Origin of the sequence: Streptomyces sp. NPDC093984 (assembly GCF_044764595.1) — a bacterium.
Lineage (GTDB): Bacteria > Actinomycetota > Actinomycetes > Streptomycetales > Streptomycetaceae > Streptomyces > Streptomyces cynarae.
The window spans coordinates 1-14517 of record NZ_JBIWIM010000006.1; the positions used below are offsets into that span (position 1 = coordinate 1).

At 71.7% G+C, this 14517-nt stretch carries 12 protein-coding genes; 7 read left to right on the forward strand and 5 right to left on the reverse strand.

Translation table 11 applies throughout. The features are described 5' to 3' along the window. Positions 1 to 166: 166 nt before the first annotated feature. Genes ACIRC0_RS21985 through ACIRC0_RS22005 form a run of 5 tightly spaced genes read right to left on the reverse strand, consistent with a single transcriptional unit; the run spans position 167 to position 5714 of the window. Positions 167 to 1477, reverse strand: a complete 1311-nt coding sequence (locus tag ACIRC0_RS21985) for a DUF58 domain-containing protein (protein ID WP_403617950.1) — start codon at positions 1475 to 1477, stop codon at positions 167 to 169. Further along, entirely contained in the window at positions 1477 to 2466 is a 990-nt protein-coding gene (locus tag ACIRC0_RS21990) for an AAA family ATPase (RefSeq protein WP_403619040.1), read from the reverse strand. Before ACIRC0_RS21990 ends, ACIRC0_RS21985 begins: the two co-directional genes overlap by 1 nt. After that, positions 2466 to 3656 (reverse strand): DUF4350 domain-containing protein, encoded by a 1191-nt coding sequence (locus ACIRC0_RS21995; RefSeq protein WP_403617953.1) that lies wholly within the window; start codon positions 3654 to 3656, stop codon positions 2466 to 2468. Before ACIRC0_RS21995 ends, ACIRC0_RS21990 begins: the two co-directional genes overlap by 1 nt. Further along, positions 3653 to 4369: a DUF4129 domain-containing protein gene (locus tag ACIRC0_RS22000; protein ID WP_403617956.1), complete on the reverse strand. Its 717-nt coding sequence runs from the start codon at positions 4367 to 4369 to the stop codon at positions 3653 to 3655. Before ACIRC0_RS22000 ends, ACIRC0_RS21995 begins: the two co-directional genes overlap by 4 nt. 4 nt (positions 4370 to 4373) lie before the next feature. Beyond that, a complete protein-coding gene (locus ACIRC0_RS22005) occupies positions 4374 to 5714 on the reverse strand; it encodes a glycerophosphoryl diester phosphodiesterase membrane domain-containing protein (protein ID WP_403617958.1) in 1341 nt (446 codons plus the stop codon). Positions 5715 to 5854: 140 nt separating this feature from the next. Between ACIRC0_RS22005 and mtnA the strand changes: the two genes are divergently transcribed. The 7 genes from mtnA to ACIRC0_RS22040 all read left to right on the forward strand — a co-directional run bounded on the left by mtnA (position 5855) and on the right by ACIRC0_RS22040 (position 14512). Then, positions 5855 to 7000 (forward strand): S-methyl-5-thioribose-1-phosphate isomerase, encoded by a 1146-nt coding sequence (gene mtnA / locus ACIRC0_RS22010; RefSeq protein WP_403617961.1) that lies wholly within the window; start codon positions 5855 to 5857, stop codon positions 6998 to 7000. 8 nt (positions 7001 to 7008) lie between these two features. After that, positions 7009 to 7698, forward strand: coding sequence for a two-component system response regulator MtrA (mtrA, locus tag ACIRC0_RS22015; RefSeq protein ID WP_200417736.1), 690 nt, complete (start codon positions 7009 to 7011; stop codon positions 7696 to 7698). 2 nt (positions 7699 to 7700) lie between these two features. Then, positions 7701 to 9755 (forward strand): MtrAB system histidine kinase MtrB, encoded by a 2055-nt coding sequence (gene mtrB / locus ACIRC0_RS22020; RefSeq protein WP_403617965.1) that lies wholly within the window; start codon positions 7701 to 7703, stop codon positions 9753 to 9755. Then, a complete protein-coding gene (locus ACIRC0_RS22025; RefSeq protein WP_403617968.1) occupies positions 9745 to 11577 on the forward strand; it encodes an LpqB family beta-propeller domain-containing protein in 1833 nt (610 codons plus the stop codon). The genes mtrB and ACIRC0_RS22025 overlap by 11 nt, the downstream gene beginning before the upstream one ends. Positions 11578 to 11694: 117 nt before the next feature. Then, on the forward strand, positions 11695 to 12552 hold the full coding sequence (locus tag ACIRC0_RS22030) for a ComF family protein (RefSeq protein WP_403617971.1): 858 nt from the start codon (positions 11695 to 11697) through the stop codon (positions 12550 to 12552). Between the two features lie 315 nt (positions 12553 to 12867). After that, complete coding sequence (gene hpf / locus ACIRC0_RS22035; protein WP_403617974.1) at positions 12868 to 13560, forward strand: ribosome hibernation-promoting factor, HPF/YfiA family; 693 nt, start codon at positions 12868 to 12870, stop codon at positions 13558 to 13560. Positions 13561 to 13765: 205 nt separating this feature from the next. Next, positions 13766 to 14512 (forward strand): response regulator transcription factor, encoded by a 747-nt coding sequence (locus ACIRC0_RS22040; protein ID WP_263230247.1) that lies wholly within the window; start codon positions 13766 to 13768, stop codon positions 14510 to 14512. Positions 14513 to 14517: the final 5 nt, after the last annotated feature.

Sequence of the window (14517 nt, forward strand, 5' to 3'; positions counted from 1 at the left end):
TGGTACTGCAGGGGGGACCCTGTGGGAGAGTAGGACACCGCCGAACAATTTTTGAGAAAACCCCCGTGCTATTCAGCACGGGGGTTTTCTGCGTTAAAGGCCGAACACCAAAGAGCGGGGTGCGGAGGGGGCGTGGAAGACCGCGGCCTCACGCCCCTTCTTGGTTTCAGAGCCGCCCCGCCGCCTTCAGCGCCAAATACGCGTCCGCCAACGCCGGCGCCAGATCCTCCGGCGTCGCGTCGACGACCGTCACCCCGTGACGTCGCAGCTGCTCGGCCATGCGTGTCCGTTCCGAATGGGCCTGGGCCGCCGCAGCGGCCTCGTACACCGCCTCCGTGCTACCCCGCGCCGTCGCCATGCGGGCGATGTGCGGATCGGCCACCGACGCCAGCAGCACCGTATGGCGTTGAGTGAGCTGGGGCAGTACCGGAAGGAGTCCCTCCTCGATGGGGGCCGTGTCCAGTGTGGTCAGCAGGACGATCAACGAACGCCGGGGTGCCGTCCGTAGTGCCGTGGCCGTAAGACCACGTGCGTCCGTTTCCACGAGTTCCGGCTCCAGCGTCGCCATGGCGTTGACCAGCGACGGCAGGACATCGCCGGCGGCACGGCCCTGGACGCTAGCGCGTACCCGGCGGTCGTAGGCGAGCAGATCCACGCGGTCTCCTGCACGGGCAGCCAGCGCGCCCAGCAGCAGCGCCGCGTCCATGGAGGCGTCCAGGCGTGGTGCGTCGCCGACCCGACCGGCGGACGTACGGCCCGTGTCCAGGACCAGCAGGATGTGACGGTCGCGTTCGGGCCGCCATGTGCGCACCGCGACCGAGTTCTGCCGTGCCGTGGCGCGCCAGTCGATGGAGCGGGTGTCGTCCCCGGGGACGTATTCGCGCAGGCTGTCGAACTCTGTGCCCTCGCCGCGCGTCAGCACGCTGGTGCGGCCGTCGAGTTCCCGCAGGCGGGCCAGTTTGGCGGGAAGGTGCTTGCGGCTGGTGAAGGGAGGCAGAACCCGGACCGTCCAGGGGACTTTGTGAGTGCCTTGACGGGAGAAGAGGCCGAGTGGCCCGTACGAACGGATCGTGACGCGGTCGGCTTGGCGGTCGCCTCGGCGCGTGGGCCTCAGACGGGTCGTCACACGGCGGCGCTCGCCCGGAGGGACCGTCAGGGTGTGGCGGGAGGCGGCCACTTCGGTTCCGGCCTGCCAGCTGCTGGGCGGCCAGGCGTCGCGTACGTGGGCGCGCAGCGGCCGTCCTGACGGGTTGGTGACCGTGAGCGTCACGTCGGCCGTTTCGCCCAGGCGTACGGAGGCATCGCCGGAGCGGGCCAGGCCCAGCCGGCGTACCGGTGCGGCCAGCGCGAAGTCGCAGGCGCACGCCAGTGCGAGGGAGCCGTTGACGGCGAGGATGCCTGTCCAGCCAGGGTCCCAGATGCCGACCGGGAGGGTGCCGAGTGCCGCGAGGAGCGCGGCGCGTCCGGTGAGTGCCATCAGCGGGGAACGGGGACGTGGGCGAGGATCGCGTTGATGACCGAGTCGGTGGTCACTCCCTCCATCTCCGCCTCGGGCCGGAGCTGGACCCGATGACGGAGTGTCGGAAGGGCGAGTGCCTTCACGTCGTCCGGGATGACGTAGTCACGGCCCGTCAGCCAGGCCCATGCCCGTGCCGTGGCGAGCAGGGCCGTGGCACCGCGCGGTGACACGCCGAGCGTGAGGGACGGGGATTCGCGGGTGGCCCGGCAGATGTCCACGACGTAGGCGGTGATCTCGGGAGAGACGGTTGTCTTGGCGACGGCCGCACGTGCGGCCTCGAGGTCCTCGGCGTTCGCCACGGGGCGTACGCCGGCGGCGCGCAGGTCGCGCGGGTTGAAGCCCGCGGCGTGACGGGTGAGGACGTCGATCTCGTCCTGGCGGGAAGGCAGAGGGATCGTCAGCTTGAGCAGGAAGCGGTCCAGTTGGGCCTCGGGAAGGGGGTACGTCCCCTCGTACTCGACCGGGTTCTGCGTCGCGGCGACCAGGAACGGCTCGGGGAGCGGGCGCGGGGTGCCGTCGACCGTGACCTGGCGCTCCTCCATGGCTTCGAGGAGGGACGACTGGGTCTTGGGCGGGGTGCGGTTGATCTCGTCCGCGAGGAGGAGGTTGGTGAAGACCGGACCTGGCTGGAAGGAGAACTCGGCGGTGCGGGCGTCGTAGACGAGAGAGCCCGTGACGTCGCTCGGCATCAGGTCCGGTGTGAACTGCACGCGCTTGGTGTCGAGTTCGAGGGCTGAGGCGAGCGCGCGGACCAGCAGTGTCTTGGCGACGCCGGGGACCCCTTCCAGCAGGACGTGTCCACGGCACAGCAGGGCGACGACGAGGCCGGTCACGGCGGGGTCCTGGCCGACCACGGCCTTGGCGATCTCGGCGCGCAGAGCCTCCAGGGAGGCGCGGGCCGCGCCCGGATCCCCGGCGATCCCGGCGTTGTCAGTGGTCGGGTCCATCATGGACGGCGTACCTCTCTTTCGAGGGCGTCGAGTTGGTCGGCGAGGGCGATCAGGGCCGCGTCGTCGCCGGGCGGCGGGCCGAAGAGGAGGGAGTGCAGGGACTGTCCGTCGCCGTGCAGATGGGCGGACAGCGCGGGGAGCAGGGCCTCGGGCGCGTGCGCCTGGGCCAGGGGGATGCCTACGAGGGGGGCGAGACGGGTGCGGGTGGTGGAGCGCAGAGCGGCGGCCGCGCGGTCGCGGGCGTCTGCTTTCCGGTAGAGGCGGGCGCGGCCTTCGACGGTTTCGGAGGCGCGGATCGCGACGGGGAGTTTTTCGGGGACGAGCGGGCCGAATCGGCGTGCCCGCCACAGGGCGGCCAGGGCTGCGGCGATGAAGAGCTGGAGCGTGCCCCACAGCCAGCCCGAGGGGAGCAGGTCGAGGAAGCTCTGGCCGCCCGAGTCGGTGGCCGAGGCATCGGAGAGCGAGGGGAGGTACCAGACCAAGTGGGAGCGGGAACCGAGCAGTTGCAGGGCGAGCGAGGCGTTGCCCTGTTCGCCGAGACGGTTGTTGCAGAGGATGTCGGGCGCGCCGAGGACGACGGTGTCGCCGGCCCCGGATCCGGCCGGGATGCGCACCAGGGTGGGCAGGCCCTCGCTGGGGTAGCAGCGCTCCGCGCGGGCGTCGCTCGTGCGGTAGCGGACCCCGCCCGTGTCGGCGGCGCCCGCTCGCCGGGCGTCGGGCAGGTCGCAGGCCGGCGCCAGTGTCGATTCGAAGCTGACGGCGGGGTCGGCGGAGACGCCGGGAGCCAGCGTGCCGGTGGACGTCTCCGGAGCGACGAGGATGGTACGGCCGCCGGAGTTCTGTGTCGCCTGGTGCAGCAGGCTCTGTTGACGGTGCGTCAACTGCTCGGGCGCGGCGACCAGGAGCGTGGTGTCGGTGCCGACTGCGGCGCGCGCCTCGTCGAGGGTGGTGACCACGCGCGTGGACACGCCCCGGTCGGCGAGGAGCCGGGCGACGGCGTGGCTGCCGGAGGGGTCGGCGGAGCGCGGGTCGAGGCGGCCGTGCCGGTCTCCGGATCGGATCAGGGCGATCACGAGGGCACCGGCCAGCAGGATGACGACGGCGAGGAGCACACCGCGTGCCCGGGTCCACACCTGGCGCGCGGTGGGCGAGGCCGACGTGGATGCGACTGCGGCCTCGGCGGTCATCCGGTGGCTCCCTGGCGGGCGTTGTGGGCCGCGCTGGGGGCGTTGCTGGTGAGGTGGGGCTTGGCGCGTTCCAGGTCGTCGTCGAGGGCGGCGAGCCGGCGGTACGTTCCTTCGCCCGCGGCCCGGCCGCCGTATGTGACGTCGTCGAAGTCGCGGGCGGCGGCGCGCAGCCGGTCCGCGTGGTCGGGGAGGGCGCGGCCGGCCTCGGATGCCGCCTCGTCGGCGGTGCGCCCTGGGCGGGTGTCGAGGAGGGCGCGTTCCTCCAGGGAGCGGACGACGGCGCGCATGCGTTCCTGGACGGCCTGGTTCCAGTGGCCCTGGGCGGCGTGCGCCTCGGCGGACGCGCGGTGTTCGGCGGCGCTGCGGGGGCGGTCGTCGAAGAGCGTGGCGGACGAGGTGGGCATGCGGCGCGGCGTGCCCAGGCGCCACCACAGGGCCGCGACGAGCGCCAGGACCGCCACCACGATGACGAGGAGGCCGACGGGGCCCCCGGGCGTCGCGGTGGAGGCCTCGGCGAAGAGCCGGTCCAGCCAGTCCCAGAAGGCGTTCAGGGCGCGCTGCAGCAGGCCCGGGTCGTTCTCGTGGTACATCCGTTTGGACAGCTCGCGCCGGGCCGCCTCACGCGCGGGGTCGCGCGGGATCGTCACCGGTGGTCCGTCGCCCGAGCGCCACAGCACCGATGCGGCTCTCAGTGCTCCCCCCGTCAGTCTCACCCCGTCAGCTCCCCGCGGTGGTGCCGGGGACGTCGGAGGTGTAGCCCTGCAGGCCGGCGGCGCGGGCCAGCTCGAGGTCGAGGGCCTCGCGGCGGATGCGCTGGTCGATGTAGAGCAGCACGGTGACGCCCGCGGTGATCGGGAACGTGATCATGCGTCCGATCACCGAGCCGATCCCGCTGATGATGAGGAACGTCCAGCCGGGGCTGCCGGTGGAGCCGCCCATGAGGCTGCCGAGGCCGTCGCCGCTGAACACCCCGGCGAGCAAGGCGAAGGGGATGACGACGATCGACGCCACGATGCCCGCGATGAGCTGCGCGAGCAACTGGATGCCGAAGACCCGCCACCACGAGCCGCGCACCAGCTTCACGGAGCGGCTCATCGCCTTGCGGATGCTCTGCTTCTCCAGCATCAGCGCGGGGGAGGCGAGCGAGAAACGGATCAGGATCCACAGAGCGACCACACCGGCGCCGAGGCCGCCGAGGACCGCCAGCGACACGCCCGCCGCGGTGGACCCGGACCAGACGATGAGGATGCCGGGCAGCGTGCCCACGGCGACGATCGCCATGCCCATGAGCGGCAGCAGGATCGTGAGTCCGCCGAGCCGGGCGAGCTGCGGGCGGGCGTCGCGCCAGGCCTCGGCGGCGGTCACCGGCCTGCCGAGCACCGCCCTGCTAGTGACGGTCGTGAGCAGGGCCGTGGCGATGATGGTGCCGAGCAGCACCAGCAGCAGGACCACGGCGGATCCCAGCAGCGCGTCGCCCAGGGCGCGGCTCACCTCGGTCGTGGAGGCGCTCGGGTCGTTGAGGGTGTTCGTGTCGGTGGTGTTGTTCAGGACGAGGCCCTGGAGCAGGATGACGACGGTCTCCGTGACGACCGCGACGGTCAGCGAGATGCCGAGGACCGTGCGCCAGTAGGTGCGCATGGCGGAGACCGCGCCGTCGAGGATCTCGCCGACGCCGAGCGGGCGCAGCGGGATGACACCGGGCTTGGCCGCGGGCGGCGGACCCCAGGCACCGCCCCAGCCTCCGTAGCCGCCGAACCCCTGTTGGGGGGCGCCCCAGCCGCCGCCGGGCCCTGCGTGGCCGCCGGGAGCGGCGGGAGGGCGGGCGCCCCAGCCCGGGCCGGGCGGAGGCGGTGGCGGGGCCTGGCCGGGGCCTTGAGGCTGAGGAGCGGTCCACTGTCCGGGCGGGGGCTGCGCCTTGGACCACTTGCCCGACGGCTGCGGCTGATCGGTACCGCTCTGGTCCGAGGGCTGCTCCGGGGTCCGCGCGCCGGAGGCGTCCGGCTGCCGCCCGTCGGAGGGGGAAGATCCGGGCGAGGCCCAGCCCGGAGTGTCGTTCATCGTCGCTCCTTCACGGTGCCCGTCCGCGGTCGCGGCGGCGGGTTGGCAGCCATCGTGCCACGCTGTGTCCGCCGGGGAACCGGGGGTGGTGCGTGCAGCATGCCTTCAATAGTCGGCGGTGTACGGGGCAGACTGACCGCATGGCTGATCAGTACGCGCGATCCGGCGAGGAAAACGGGGCGGCTGCGATACCGGCGATCCGCTGGGACGAGCCGCCCGAAGGCCCGGTTCTGGCGCTTCTCGACCAGAGAAGGCTGCCGGCCGAGGAGGTGGAGCTCGTGTGCACGGACGCGCCCGCGCTCGTGGACGCGATCCGTACGCTCGCCGTGCGCGGGGCACCGCTGCTCGGGATCGCCGGGGCGTACGGTGTCGCGCTCGCCGCCGCGCGTGGTTTCGACGTGGAGGAGGCCGCCGCCGCGCTCGCGGGCGCCCGGCCCACCGCGGTGAACCTCGCCGTCGGTGTGCGCAGGGCCCAGGCCGCGTACCGGGCCGCGCTCGCCGACGGCGGTGACCTGCGGCAGGCCGCCGAGGCGGCGCTCGCCGCGGCGCGGACGCTGCACCGTGAGGACGCCGAGGCCAGCGCGCGGATGGCGCGGCACGGCCTGGAGCTGCTGGACGAGCTGCTCCCGGGCGGTGGGCACCGCCTGCTCACGCACTGCAACACGGGTGCGCTGGTGTCCGGTGGGGAGGGCACGGCCTTCGCGGTGGCGCTGGCCGCACACCGGACGGGGCGGCTGCGCAGGCTGTGGGTGGACGAGACGCGTCCGTTGCTGCAAGGTGCTCGACTGACGGCGTACGAGGCGGCCCGCAACGGGATGGCGTACACCTTGCTCACGGACAATGCGGCGGGCTCGCTGTTCGCCGCGGGCGAGGTGGACGCGGTGCTCATCGGGGCGGACCGGATCGCGGCCGACGGCTCGGTCGCGAACAAGGTGGGGAGCTACCCGCTCGCTGTGCTGGCCCGGTACCACCACGTGCCGTTCATCGTGGTGGCGCCGGTGACGACGGTGGATCCGGAGACACCGGACGGGGCGTCCATCGAGGTGGAGCAGCGGCCCGGGCACGAGGTGACGGAGTTCACCGCACCTCAGGTGCAGGTGGCTGGAGCGGAAGCGGGAGGCGGGATACCTGTGGCACCCCTCGGGACCCAGGCGTACAACCCGGCGTTCGACGTGACGCCTCCGGAGCTGGTGACGGCGATCGTCACCGAGGAGGGCGTCGCGTCGCCTGTGACGGCCGATTCACTCGCTGCGCTGTGTGACAGGTCACGCCAGGTAACGATTTAGTTAATGGGATGATGTGGTCCATGAAGGGACGAGTCCTTGTCGTCGACGACGACACCGCACTGGCCGAGATGCTCGGCATCGTGCTGCGTGGTGAAGGTTTTGAGCCGTCTTTCGTAGCCGACGGTGACAAGGCGCTGGCCGCCTTCCGTGAGACCAAGCCCGACCTGGTGCTGCTCGACCTGATGCTGCCGGGTCGGGACGGCATCGAGGTGTGCCGTCTGATCAGGGCGGAGTCCGGTGTGCCGATCGTGATGCTCACCGCCAAGAGCGACACCGTGGACGTGGTGGTGGGCCTCGAGTCCGGCGCGGACGACTACATCGTGAAGCCCTTCAAGCCGAAGGAGCTGGTGGCGCGGATCCGGGCGCGGCTTCGCAGGTCGGAGGAGCCTGCGCCGGAGCAGCTCGCCATCGGTGACCTCGTCATCGACGTGGCGGGTCACTCGGTGAAGCGCGACGGGCAGTCGATCGCGCTGACCCCGCTGGAGTTCGACCTGCTGGTGGCGCTGGCGCGCAAGCCGTGGCAGGTGTTCACCCGCGAGGTCCTGCTGGAGCAGGTGTGGGGCTACCGCCACGCGGCGGACACCCGCCTGGTGAACGTGCACGTCCAGCGGCTGCGCTCGAAGGTCGAGAAGGACCCGGAGAAGCCGGAGATCGTGGTGACCGTCCGTGGCGTCGGCTACAAGGCCGGGCCGAGCTGACCATGGCCCAGGACAGTGCCGCTCCGGCGCCCGGCCGGCCCGGAGCCCATCCGGGGCGGCCTGTCGGTCGGCGGACGACGCGCTCGGGGTGGGAACGGTTCTTCGAGGGCGGGCTGCTTCAGGGCGGAGTCCACGGCAGCCCGGTCCTCCGGCTCGTCATGCGCTGGGTGCGCCGCCCGCTGCTGCCGATGATGCGGCTGTGGCGGCGCAACATCCAGCTTCGGATCGTCGTCACGACCTTGCTGATGTCGCTCGGCGTGGTGCTGCTGCTGGGCTTCGTCGTCATCGGGCAGGTCCGCAACGGTCTGTTGGACGCCAAGGTGAAGGCGTCGCAGAGCCAGGCCGTCGGCGGGTTCACCGTCGCCGGGCAGAGGGCCGACAGCGCGGCCAGCGCGAGCGACGGCAACGACAACTCCGGCACGGGCAACAACCCGGTGCAGAACGTCAGCGGGTGGATGAGCGATCTCGTCGAGTCCCTGTCCAGTGGTGGTCAGGGTGCCTTCGACGTGGTGACGCTCAGCACCACCGCCGCGGACAACGACAACCGCGGCCTCGGTCCGCGCGCGTCGGGCGGGGTGGATCCGAGCCAGAGCGTGCCGGAGGATCTCCGCAAGCGCGTCGACGCCGGCATGGGCGTGGCCCAGAGCTACACCCGCATCGTCTACACCGACAGCGACCGGGCCACCCAGCCCGCGCTGATCATCGGCAAGCAGATCAACGACCCGAACGGCGACCCGTACCAGCTGTACTACCTCTTCCCGCTCACCCAGGAGGAGAAGTCCCTCAGCCTGGTCAAGGGGACGCTCGCCACCGCGGGGCTCTTCGTCGTCGTACTGCTCGGCGCCATCGCCTGGCTCGTGGTGCGCCAGGTCGTCACTCCCGTACGGATGGCCGCGGGCATCGCCGAACGGCTGTCCGCCGGGCGCCTGCAGGAGCGGATGAAGGTCACCGGCGAGGACGACATCGCGCGCCTGGGTGAGGCCTTCAACAAGATGGCGCAGAACCTGCAGCTGAAGATCCAGCAGCTGGAGGACCTGTCGCGGATGCAGCGGCGGTTCGTCTCGGACGTGTCGCACGAGCTGAGGACGCCGCTGACGACCGTGCGGATGGCGGCCGACGTCATCCATGAGGCGCGCGTCGACTTCGACCCGGTGACCGCGCGGTCGGCGGAACTGCTCGCCGACCAGCTGGACCGGTTCGAGTCGCTGCTCGCGGACCTGCTCGAGATCAGCCGGTTCGACGCGGGTGCGGCGGCGCTGGAGGCCGAGCCGATCGATCTGCGGGACGTCGTGCGCCGGGTGGTGAGCGGGGCCGAGCCGCTCGCCGAGCGCAAGGGCACGCAGATCCGGGTCGTCGGCGACCAGCAGCCCGTCGTGGCCGAGGCGGACGCCCGGCGTGTCGAGCGAGTGCTGCGCAACCTGGTCGTGAACGCGGTCGAGCACGGCGAGGGCAAGGACGTCATCGTCAAGCTCGCCGCGGCGGGCGGCGCGGTAGCGATCGCGGTGCGCGACTACGGTGTGGGGCTCAAGCCCGGAGAGGCGACCCGGGTGTTCAGCCGCTTCTGGCGGGCGGACCCGGCACGCGCGCGTACCACCGGCGGTACGGGTCTGGGGCTGTCCATCGCCCTGGAGGACGCGCGGCTGCACGGCGGCTGGCTGCAGGCGTGGGGCGAGCCGGGAGGGGGTTCGCAGTTCCGGCTGACGCTGCCGCGGACCGCGGACGAGCCGCTGCGGGGCTCCCCGATACCCCTGGAGCCGCTGGACTCACGGCGCAACCGCGGGCTCAGCGACGCCGGACTGCCGCAGGGAGACTCCGGCAAGCGCGCCACGGTGCCGGCGCAGTCGACCGGCGAGAAGGCGGCCGGACGTGACCCGATCGCGCCGCGGCTGACCGTGGCGCCGACCGCGGACCCGACGGCGATGCCCGGCAACGGGGCGCGCGTGGTGCCGCGGCCCGCCGAGAGCGCGCGACGCCCGGACGACAGAGCACAGGAGCCGCCGAGGGGTGGCGGCGGACCCGACGAGCGTGAGCAAGGGGAGGCGTTTCGTGGGCGCTGAGGGGGGCGGCCGACGGCGTGCGCTGCTCAAGGGGGTGTTCGCCGGCTGTGGTGCCGTACTGCTGGCCGGGTGCGCCTCGATGCCGGACAGCGGGGATCTGCGGGGGGTCGAGTCGACGCCCCGGCAGGACGCGCAGGTCCGCGTCTTCGCGATGCCCCCGCGTGAGAACGCCGGGCCCGCGGAGATCGTGCAAGGCTTCCTCGAGGCGCTGACCAGCGACGACCCGCAGTACGAGACGGCACGCAAGTACCTGACGGCCGCCGCTTCGCGGGGATGGAACCCCGACGCGTCCACCACGGTGCTCTCCGACGGGCCGAACACGGTGCCCGAGCACACCCGGAGCCGGGAGGCGGGCGACGACTACGCGTACGCGCTGACCGGCACCAAGCTCGCGATGGTGGACGAGCAGCACGCCTACACGCCGGACTCGGGGACGTACGGCGCCACCGTGCACCTGACGCTGGTGAAGAAGACCGAACAGTGGCGCATCGACGCGCTGCCGCAGGGCGTGGTGATGGGCAGGTCCGACTTCCAGCGCAACTACGTGTCGGTCAACAAGTACTACTACGCCGCGAACGTGCCCGCGGGGGAGGGCGGACAGCTGAGTACCGTCGCGGACCCGGTGTACGTGCGCAGCAAGGTGGACCCGGTGACCTCGACGGTCCGCGCGCTGCTGAAGGGCCCCACACGCTGGCTGGACCCCGTGGCGACCTCGAGCTTCCCCTCGGGCACGGCACTGCGGAAGGACGTCACCTCCCTGTCGCCCGACGACCAGAACAAGCTGACGGTGCCGCTCAACGACAAGGCCGACCGGGTCGGGGCGACGCAGTGCGACAGGATGGCGGCGCAGCTGCTGTTCACACTGCAGGACCTGACGCCCACGGGCGTGAGCCAGGTGGAGCTGCGCGGGTCGAAGGGCACGAAGCTGTGCGCGCTCAACGAGGACCGGGCCGAGGTCATCGCCTCGCACGGCACGGGCCGGCGACCCGAGTACGAGTACTTCATCGACGGCAGGCAGCGGCTGGTCCGCCTGCCCAGCGGCAGCGGCTCCAAGCAGCCCGAGCCGGTGCCGGGCCCGTTGGGTGAGGGAGAGAAGCCGCTGCGCGCGGCCGCCGTCTCGCGGGACGAGGACACCGCTGCCGGCGTCTCGGCCGACGGGCAGTACCTGTACGTGGGCTCGCTGACATCGGGCGCCCCGCTGGGGAACGCGGTGCTGACCAGTGGCGGTGCGTCGAAGGACGACCGGCTGACGACTCCCAGCTGGGACGGTGGAGGCGGCCTGTGGGTGGCCGACCGTGACCCGAAGCGGCCTCGGCTGCTGATGCTGCAGCAGGGCGCGGGCACGCCGGTGGAGGTGCGCACACCGGGCCTCGACGGGCGGATCGACGCGGTGCGGGTGGCGGCCGACGGTGTGCGGATCGCGCTGATCGTGGAGAAGGACCGCAAGACGTCCCTGCAGATCGGGCGCATCGAGCGGGACGGCGGGAGGGGCGGACAGCCTGCCGTGTCCATCCTGGAACTGCACTCGGTGACTCCGCAGCTGGAGGAGGTCACGGCCATGTCGTGGGCCGGTGACAGCCGGCTCGTGGTGGTCGGCAGCGAGGCCGGCGGGGTGCAGCAGATCCGGTACGTGCAGGTCGACGGCTCGACGCCGGCGGGCTACCCGCCCGCCTCGCTGACGGGCGTAAAGCAGATAGCGGCGTCCGAGGACGAGCGGCTGCCGCTGGTGGCGTACTCGGAGGACGGGATCGTCCGCCTGTCGTCGGGGGCTCAGTGGCAGAAGGTGGTCAAGGAGGGGACGGCGCCGGTATACCCCGGGTGACGCCGCGCGCCCCGAGCAGGGCTCTTAACCGGTGGTTCGACGGCCGCCGCCCGGTTGTCCACAGGGAGTTTTCCACAGGGGTGGCAGGCCGGTGCGGGCGTTGGCACAGTAGTCGCCATGCGGGGGTGGTGGCAGGACCTCACCGACCTGGTACTGCCGGCCGAGTGCGGAGGCTGTGGCAGGCCGCGCACGGCGCTCTGCCCGGAGTGCCGTGCGGCCCTCCACGGCACCGCGCCACGCCGGGTGCGACCGGTGCCGGAGCCGGCGGGCCTGCCCCCGGTGCACGCGGCGGCGCCGTACGAGGGCGCGGTCCGCGCCATGCTCCTGTCCCACAAGGAACGGGGCGCTCTCACCCTCGCGGGACCGCTGGGGACGGCGCTGGCGGGGGCGGTGCGGGCCTGCTGCGGCTCGGTGGCCTCCCGCGCCGGTGGCGGTCCGGCGCCCGTGCTGCTCGTGCCCGTCCCCTCCGCGCGGCGCGCCGTGCGGGCGCGAGGGCATGATCCGACGCGGCGGATCGCCCTCGCGGCGGCGGGACAGCTGCGCCGGGCCGGGACGGCGGCCAGGGTGGCGGCCGTGCTGCGGCAGCGGCGGGCCGTGGCCGACCAGGCGGGGCTCGGCTCCCGGCAACGGCTGACCAATCTCGCGGGCGCTCTGGAGGTGGCCGCCGGCAGCGCCCGGCTGCTGGTCGGCGGGCGGATCGTCCTCGTCGACGACCTGATGACGACGGGCGCTTCGCTGACGGAGGCGGCACGCGCGGTACGAGCGGCTCTCGCGGAGGCCGACAGTGCGGACACGGAGGTGTATGCGCGCGTGGCAGGGGAAGCAAGGGGGGAACGAAGAGCGAAGGAGACGACGGCACCGGCACACCGACCGCCGGGGCCGTGGGGAACGGCCGCTGGAAACGGCCTTCGGGACGGGATCTGCGCGGCCGTGGTCGCCGCTTCGCCGGAGTCTTTCGAAACAAACCGGAACTGACCGAGAACTTGCTTCGTTGCAGGTAATGAGCAGGTCAATTCACCTGAACGGAGGTACGCCGCAGTAGAGGGTGACGACATCCGTCCGGGCGAGATATGTTCGGTTGAGAGGGAAAGGCGCAGCCCGTCCCTCCCTTGTCCGAATGCCGTGCTGCGGGTTTTCTGCAATCACCCGTAGCGGTGGGGTGGAGACCTCGCCCCCGGGGGAGGAGGAGGTGGACGTCACCGAGTCCGAGGTTCCGGCGCTCGCCGGATCCTGGTGCACAAGGGAGATGCTCCGCCGGGAATGCGGAGCGATCCGGGAACGGAGTTCTGCGTGGACATCGTCGTCAAGGGCCGCAAGACCGAAGTGCCCGAGCGGTTCCGGAAGCACGTGGCCGAGAAGCTGAAGCTGGACAAGATCCAGAAGCTGGATGCCAAGGTGATCAGCCTCGATGTCGAGGTGTCCAAGGAGCCCAACCCGCGGCAGGCCGACCGCTGTGAACGAGTGGAGATCACCCTCCGCTCCCGTGGTCCGGTGATCCGGGCGGAGGCAGCGGCAAGCGATCCGTACGCGGCACTCGACCTGGCGGCGGAGAAACTGGAGGCCCGGCTGCGCAAGCAGCACGACAAGCGGCACACCCGCCGAGGGGTCCGCAGGCTCACGGCAGCCGAGGTGCCCGACCACGTCCCGGGTGCCGCGACGCTCAACGGCAACGGCGGCCTCGTACCGGAAGAAGAATCGGACGGCGTGCCGACCAAGAAGATCGGATCGCTCGAGGTGAAGGGCGAAGGCCCCCTCGTCGTCCGCGAGAAGACCCACGTCGCGTCTCCGATGTCACTCGACCAGGCACTCTACGAAATGGAGTTGGTCGGGCACGACTTCTATCTGTTCGTCGACTCCGAGACCAAGCAACCCAGCGTCGTCTACCGGCGGCACGCCTACGACTACGGCGTCATCCACCTCAGCACCGACCAGATGGTGGCCGAGGCGCAGGCGGCCGACGCCGGCGGAACGCTCCGCGGCTGAGCCCGCCGGGTCATGGCTGAACCCGGTGCCCCTGGTGAGCCCATGCGCCCCCAGGGGCACCGGTGTGCCACCACTTCGCGCCGCGCTCTGTCACCTGACTGTCGCCCGGGCATGGAATCATGGCCAAAACGGCTCAACCGGTGGGTCGTTGCCTTGGGTTGGCGATGGCACAGGACCACAGGCCACAGCCTTCAGGGGGAGGAACATGGCGGACAGCTTCGGACCGACGCAGGACGAGAACGCCGACGACGGCGTCGCCGGCACGGTCCCGGAGACGGGCCCTGCACGCAAGGAGCCGATCCGCGTTCTCGTCGTGGACGACCACGCTCTCTTCCGCCGCGGCCTGGAGATCGTGCTGGCGGCCGAGGAGGACATCCAGGTGGTCGGCGAGGCGGGGGACGGCGCGGAAGCGGTCGACAAGGCGGCCGATCTGCTGCCGGACATCGTGCTGATGGACGTGCGGATGCCCAAGCGGGGTGGCATCGAGGCATGCACCTCCATCAAGGAGGTGGCGCCCAGCGCCAAGATCATCATGCTGACGATCAGCGACGAAGAGGCCGATCTCTACGAAGCGATCAAGGCGGGCGCCACGGGTTACCTTCTCAAGGAGATCTCCACCGACGAGGTGGCCACCGCCATTCGCGCGGTCGCCGACGGGCAGTCGCAGATCAGCCCCTCCATGGCGTCGAAGCTCCTCACCGAGTTCAAGTCGATGATCCAGAAGACCGACGAGCGCCGGCTGGTCCCGGCGCCGAGGCTCACCGACCGGGAGCTGGAGGTCCTCAAGCTCGTCGCCACCGGAATGAACAACCGGGACATCGCCAAGGAGCTGTTCATCTCCGAGAACACCGTGAAGAACCACGTGCGCAACATCCTGGAGAAGCTGCAGCTGCACTCCAGGATGGAGGCCGTGGTCTACGCGATGCGGGAGAAGATCCTCGAGATCCGCTAGCGGGG

Coding starts and splice junctions, on each gene's coding strand:
- ACIRC0_RS21985 (WP_403617950.1), bottom strand. CDS start 1,477: ATGGCACTCACCGGACGCGCCGCGCTCCTCGCGGCACTCGGCACCCTC.
- ACIRC0_RS21990 (WP_403619040.1), bottom strand. CDS start 2,466: ATGGACCCGACCACTGACAACGCCGGGATCGCCGGGGATCCGGGCGCG.
- ACIRC0_RS21995 (WP_403617953.1), bottom strand. CDS start 3,656: ATGACCGCCGAGGCCGCAGTCGCATCCACGTCGGCCTCGCCCACCGCG.
- ACIRC0_RS22005 (WP_403617958.1), bottom strand. CDS start 5,714: ATGAACGACACTCCGGGCTGGGCCTCGCCCGGATCTTCCCCCTCCGAC.
- mtnA (WP_403617961.1), top strand. CDS start 5,855: ATGGCTGATCAGTACGCGCGATCCGGCGAGGAAAACGGGGCGGCTGCG.
- mtrA (WP_200417736.1), top strand. CDS start 7,009: ATGATGTGGTCCATGAAGGGACGAGTCCTTGTCGTCGACGACGACACC.
- mtrB (WP_403617965.1), top strand. CDS start 7,701: ATGGCCCAGGACAGTGCCGCTCCGGCGCCCGGCCGGCCCGGAGCCCAT.
- ACIRC0_RS22030 (WP_403617971.1), top strand. CDS start 11,695: ATGCGGGGGTGGTGGCAGGACCTCACCGACCTGGTACTGCCGGCCGAG.
- ACIRC0_RS22040 (WP_263230247.1), top strand. CDS start 13,766: ATGGCGGACAGCTTCGGACCGACGCAGGACGAGAACGCCGACGACGGC.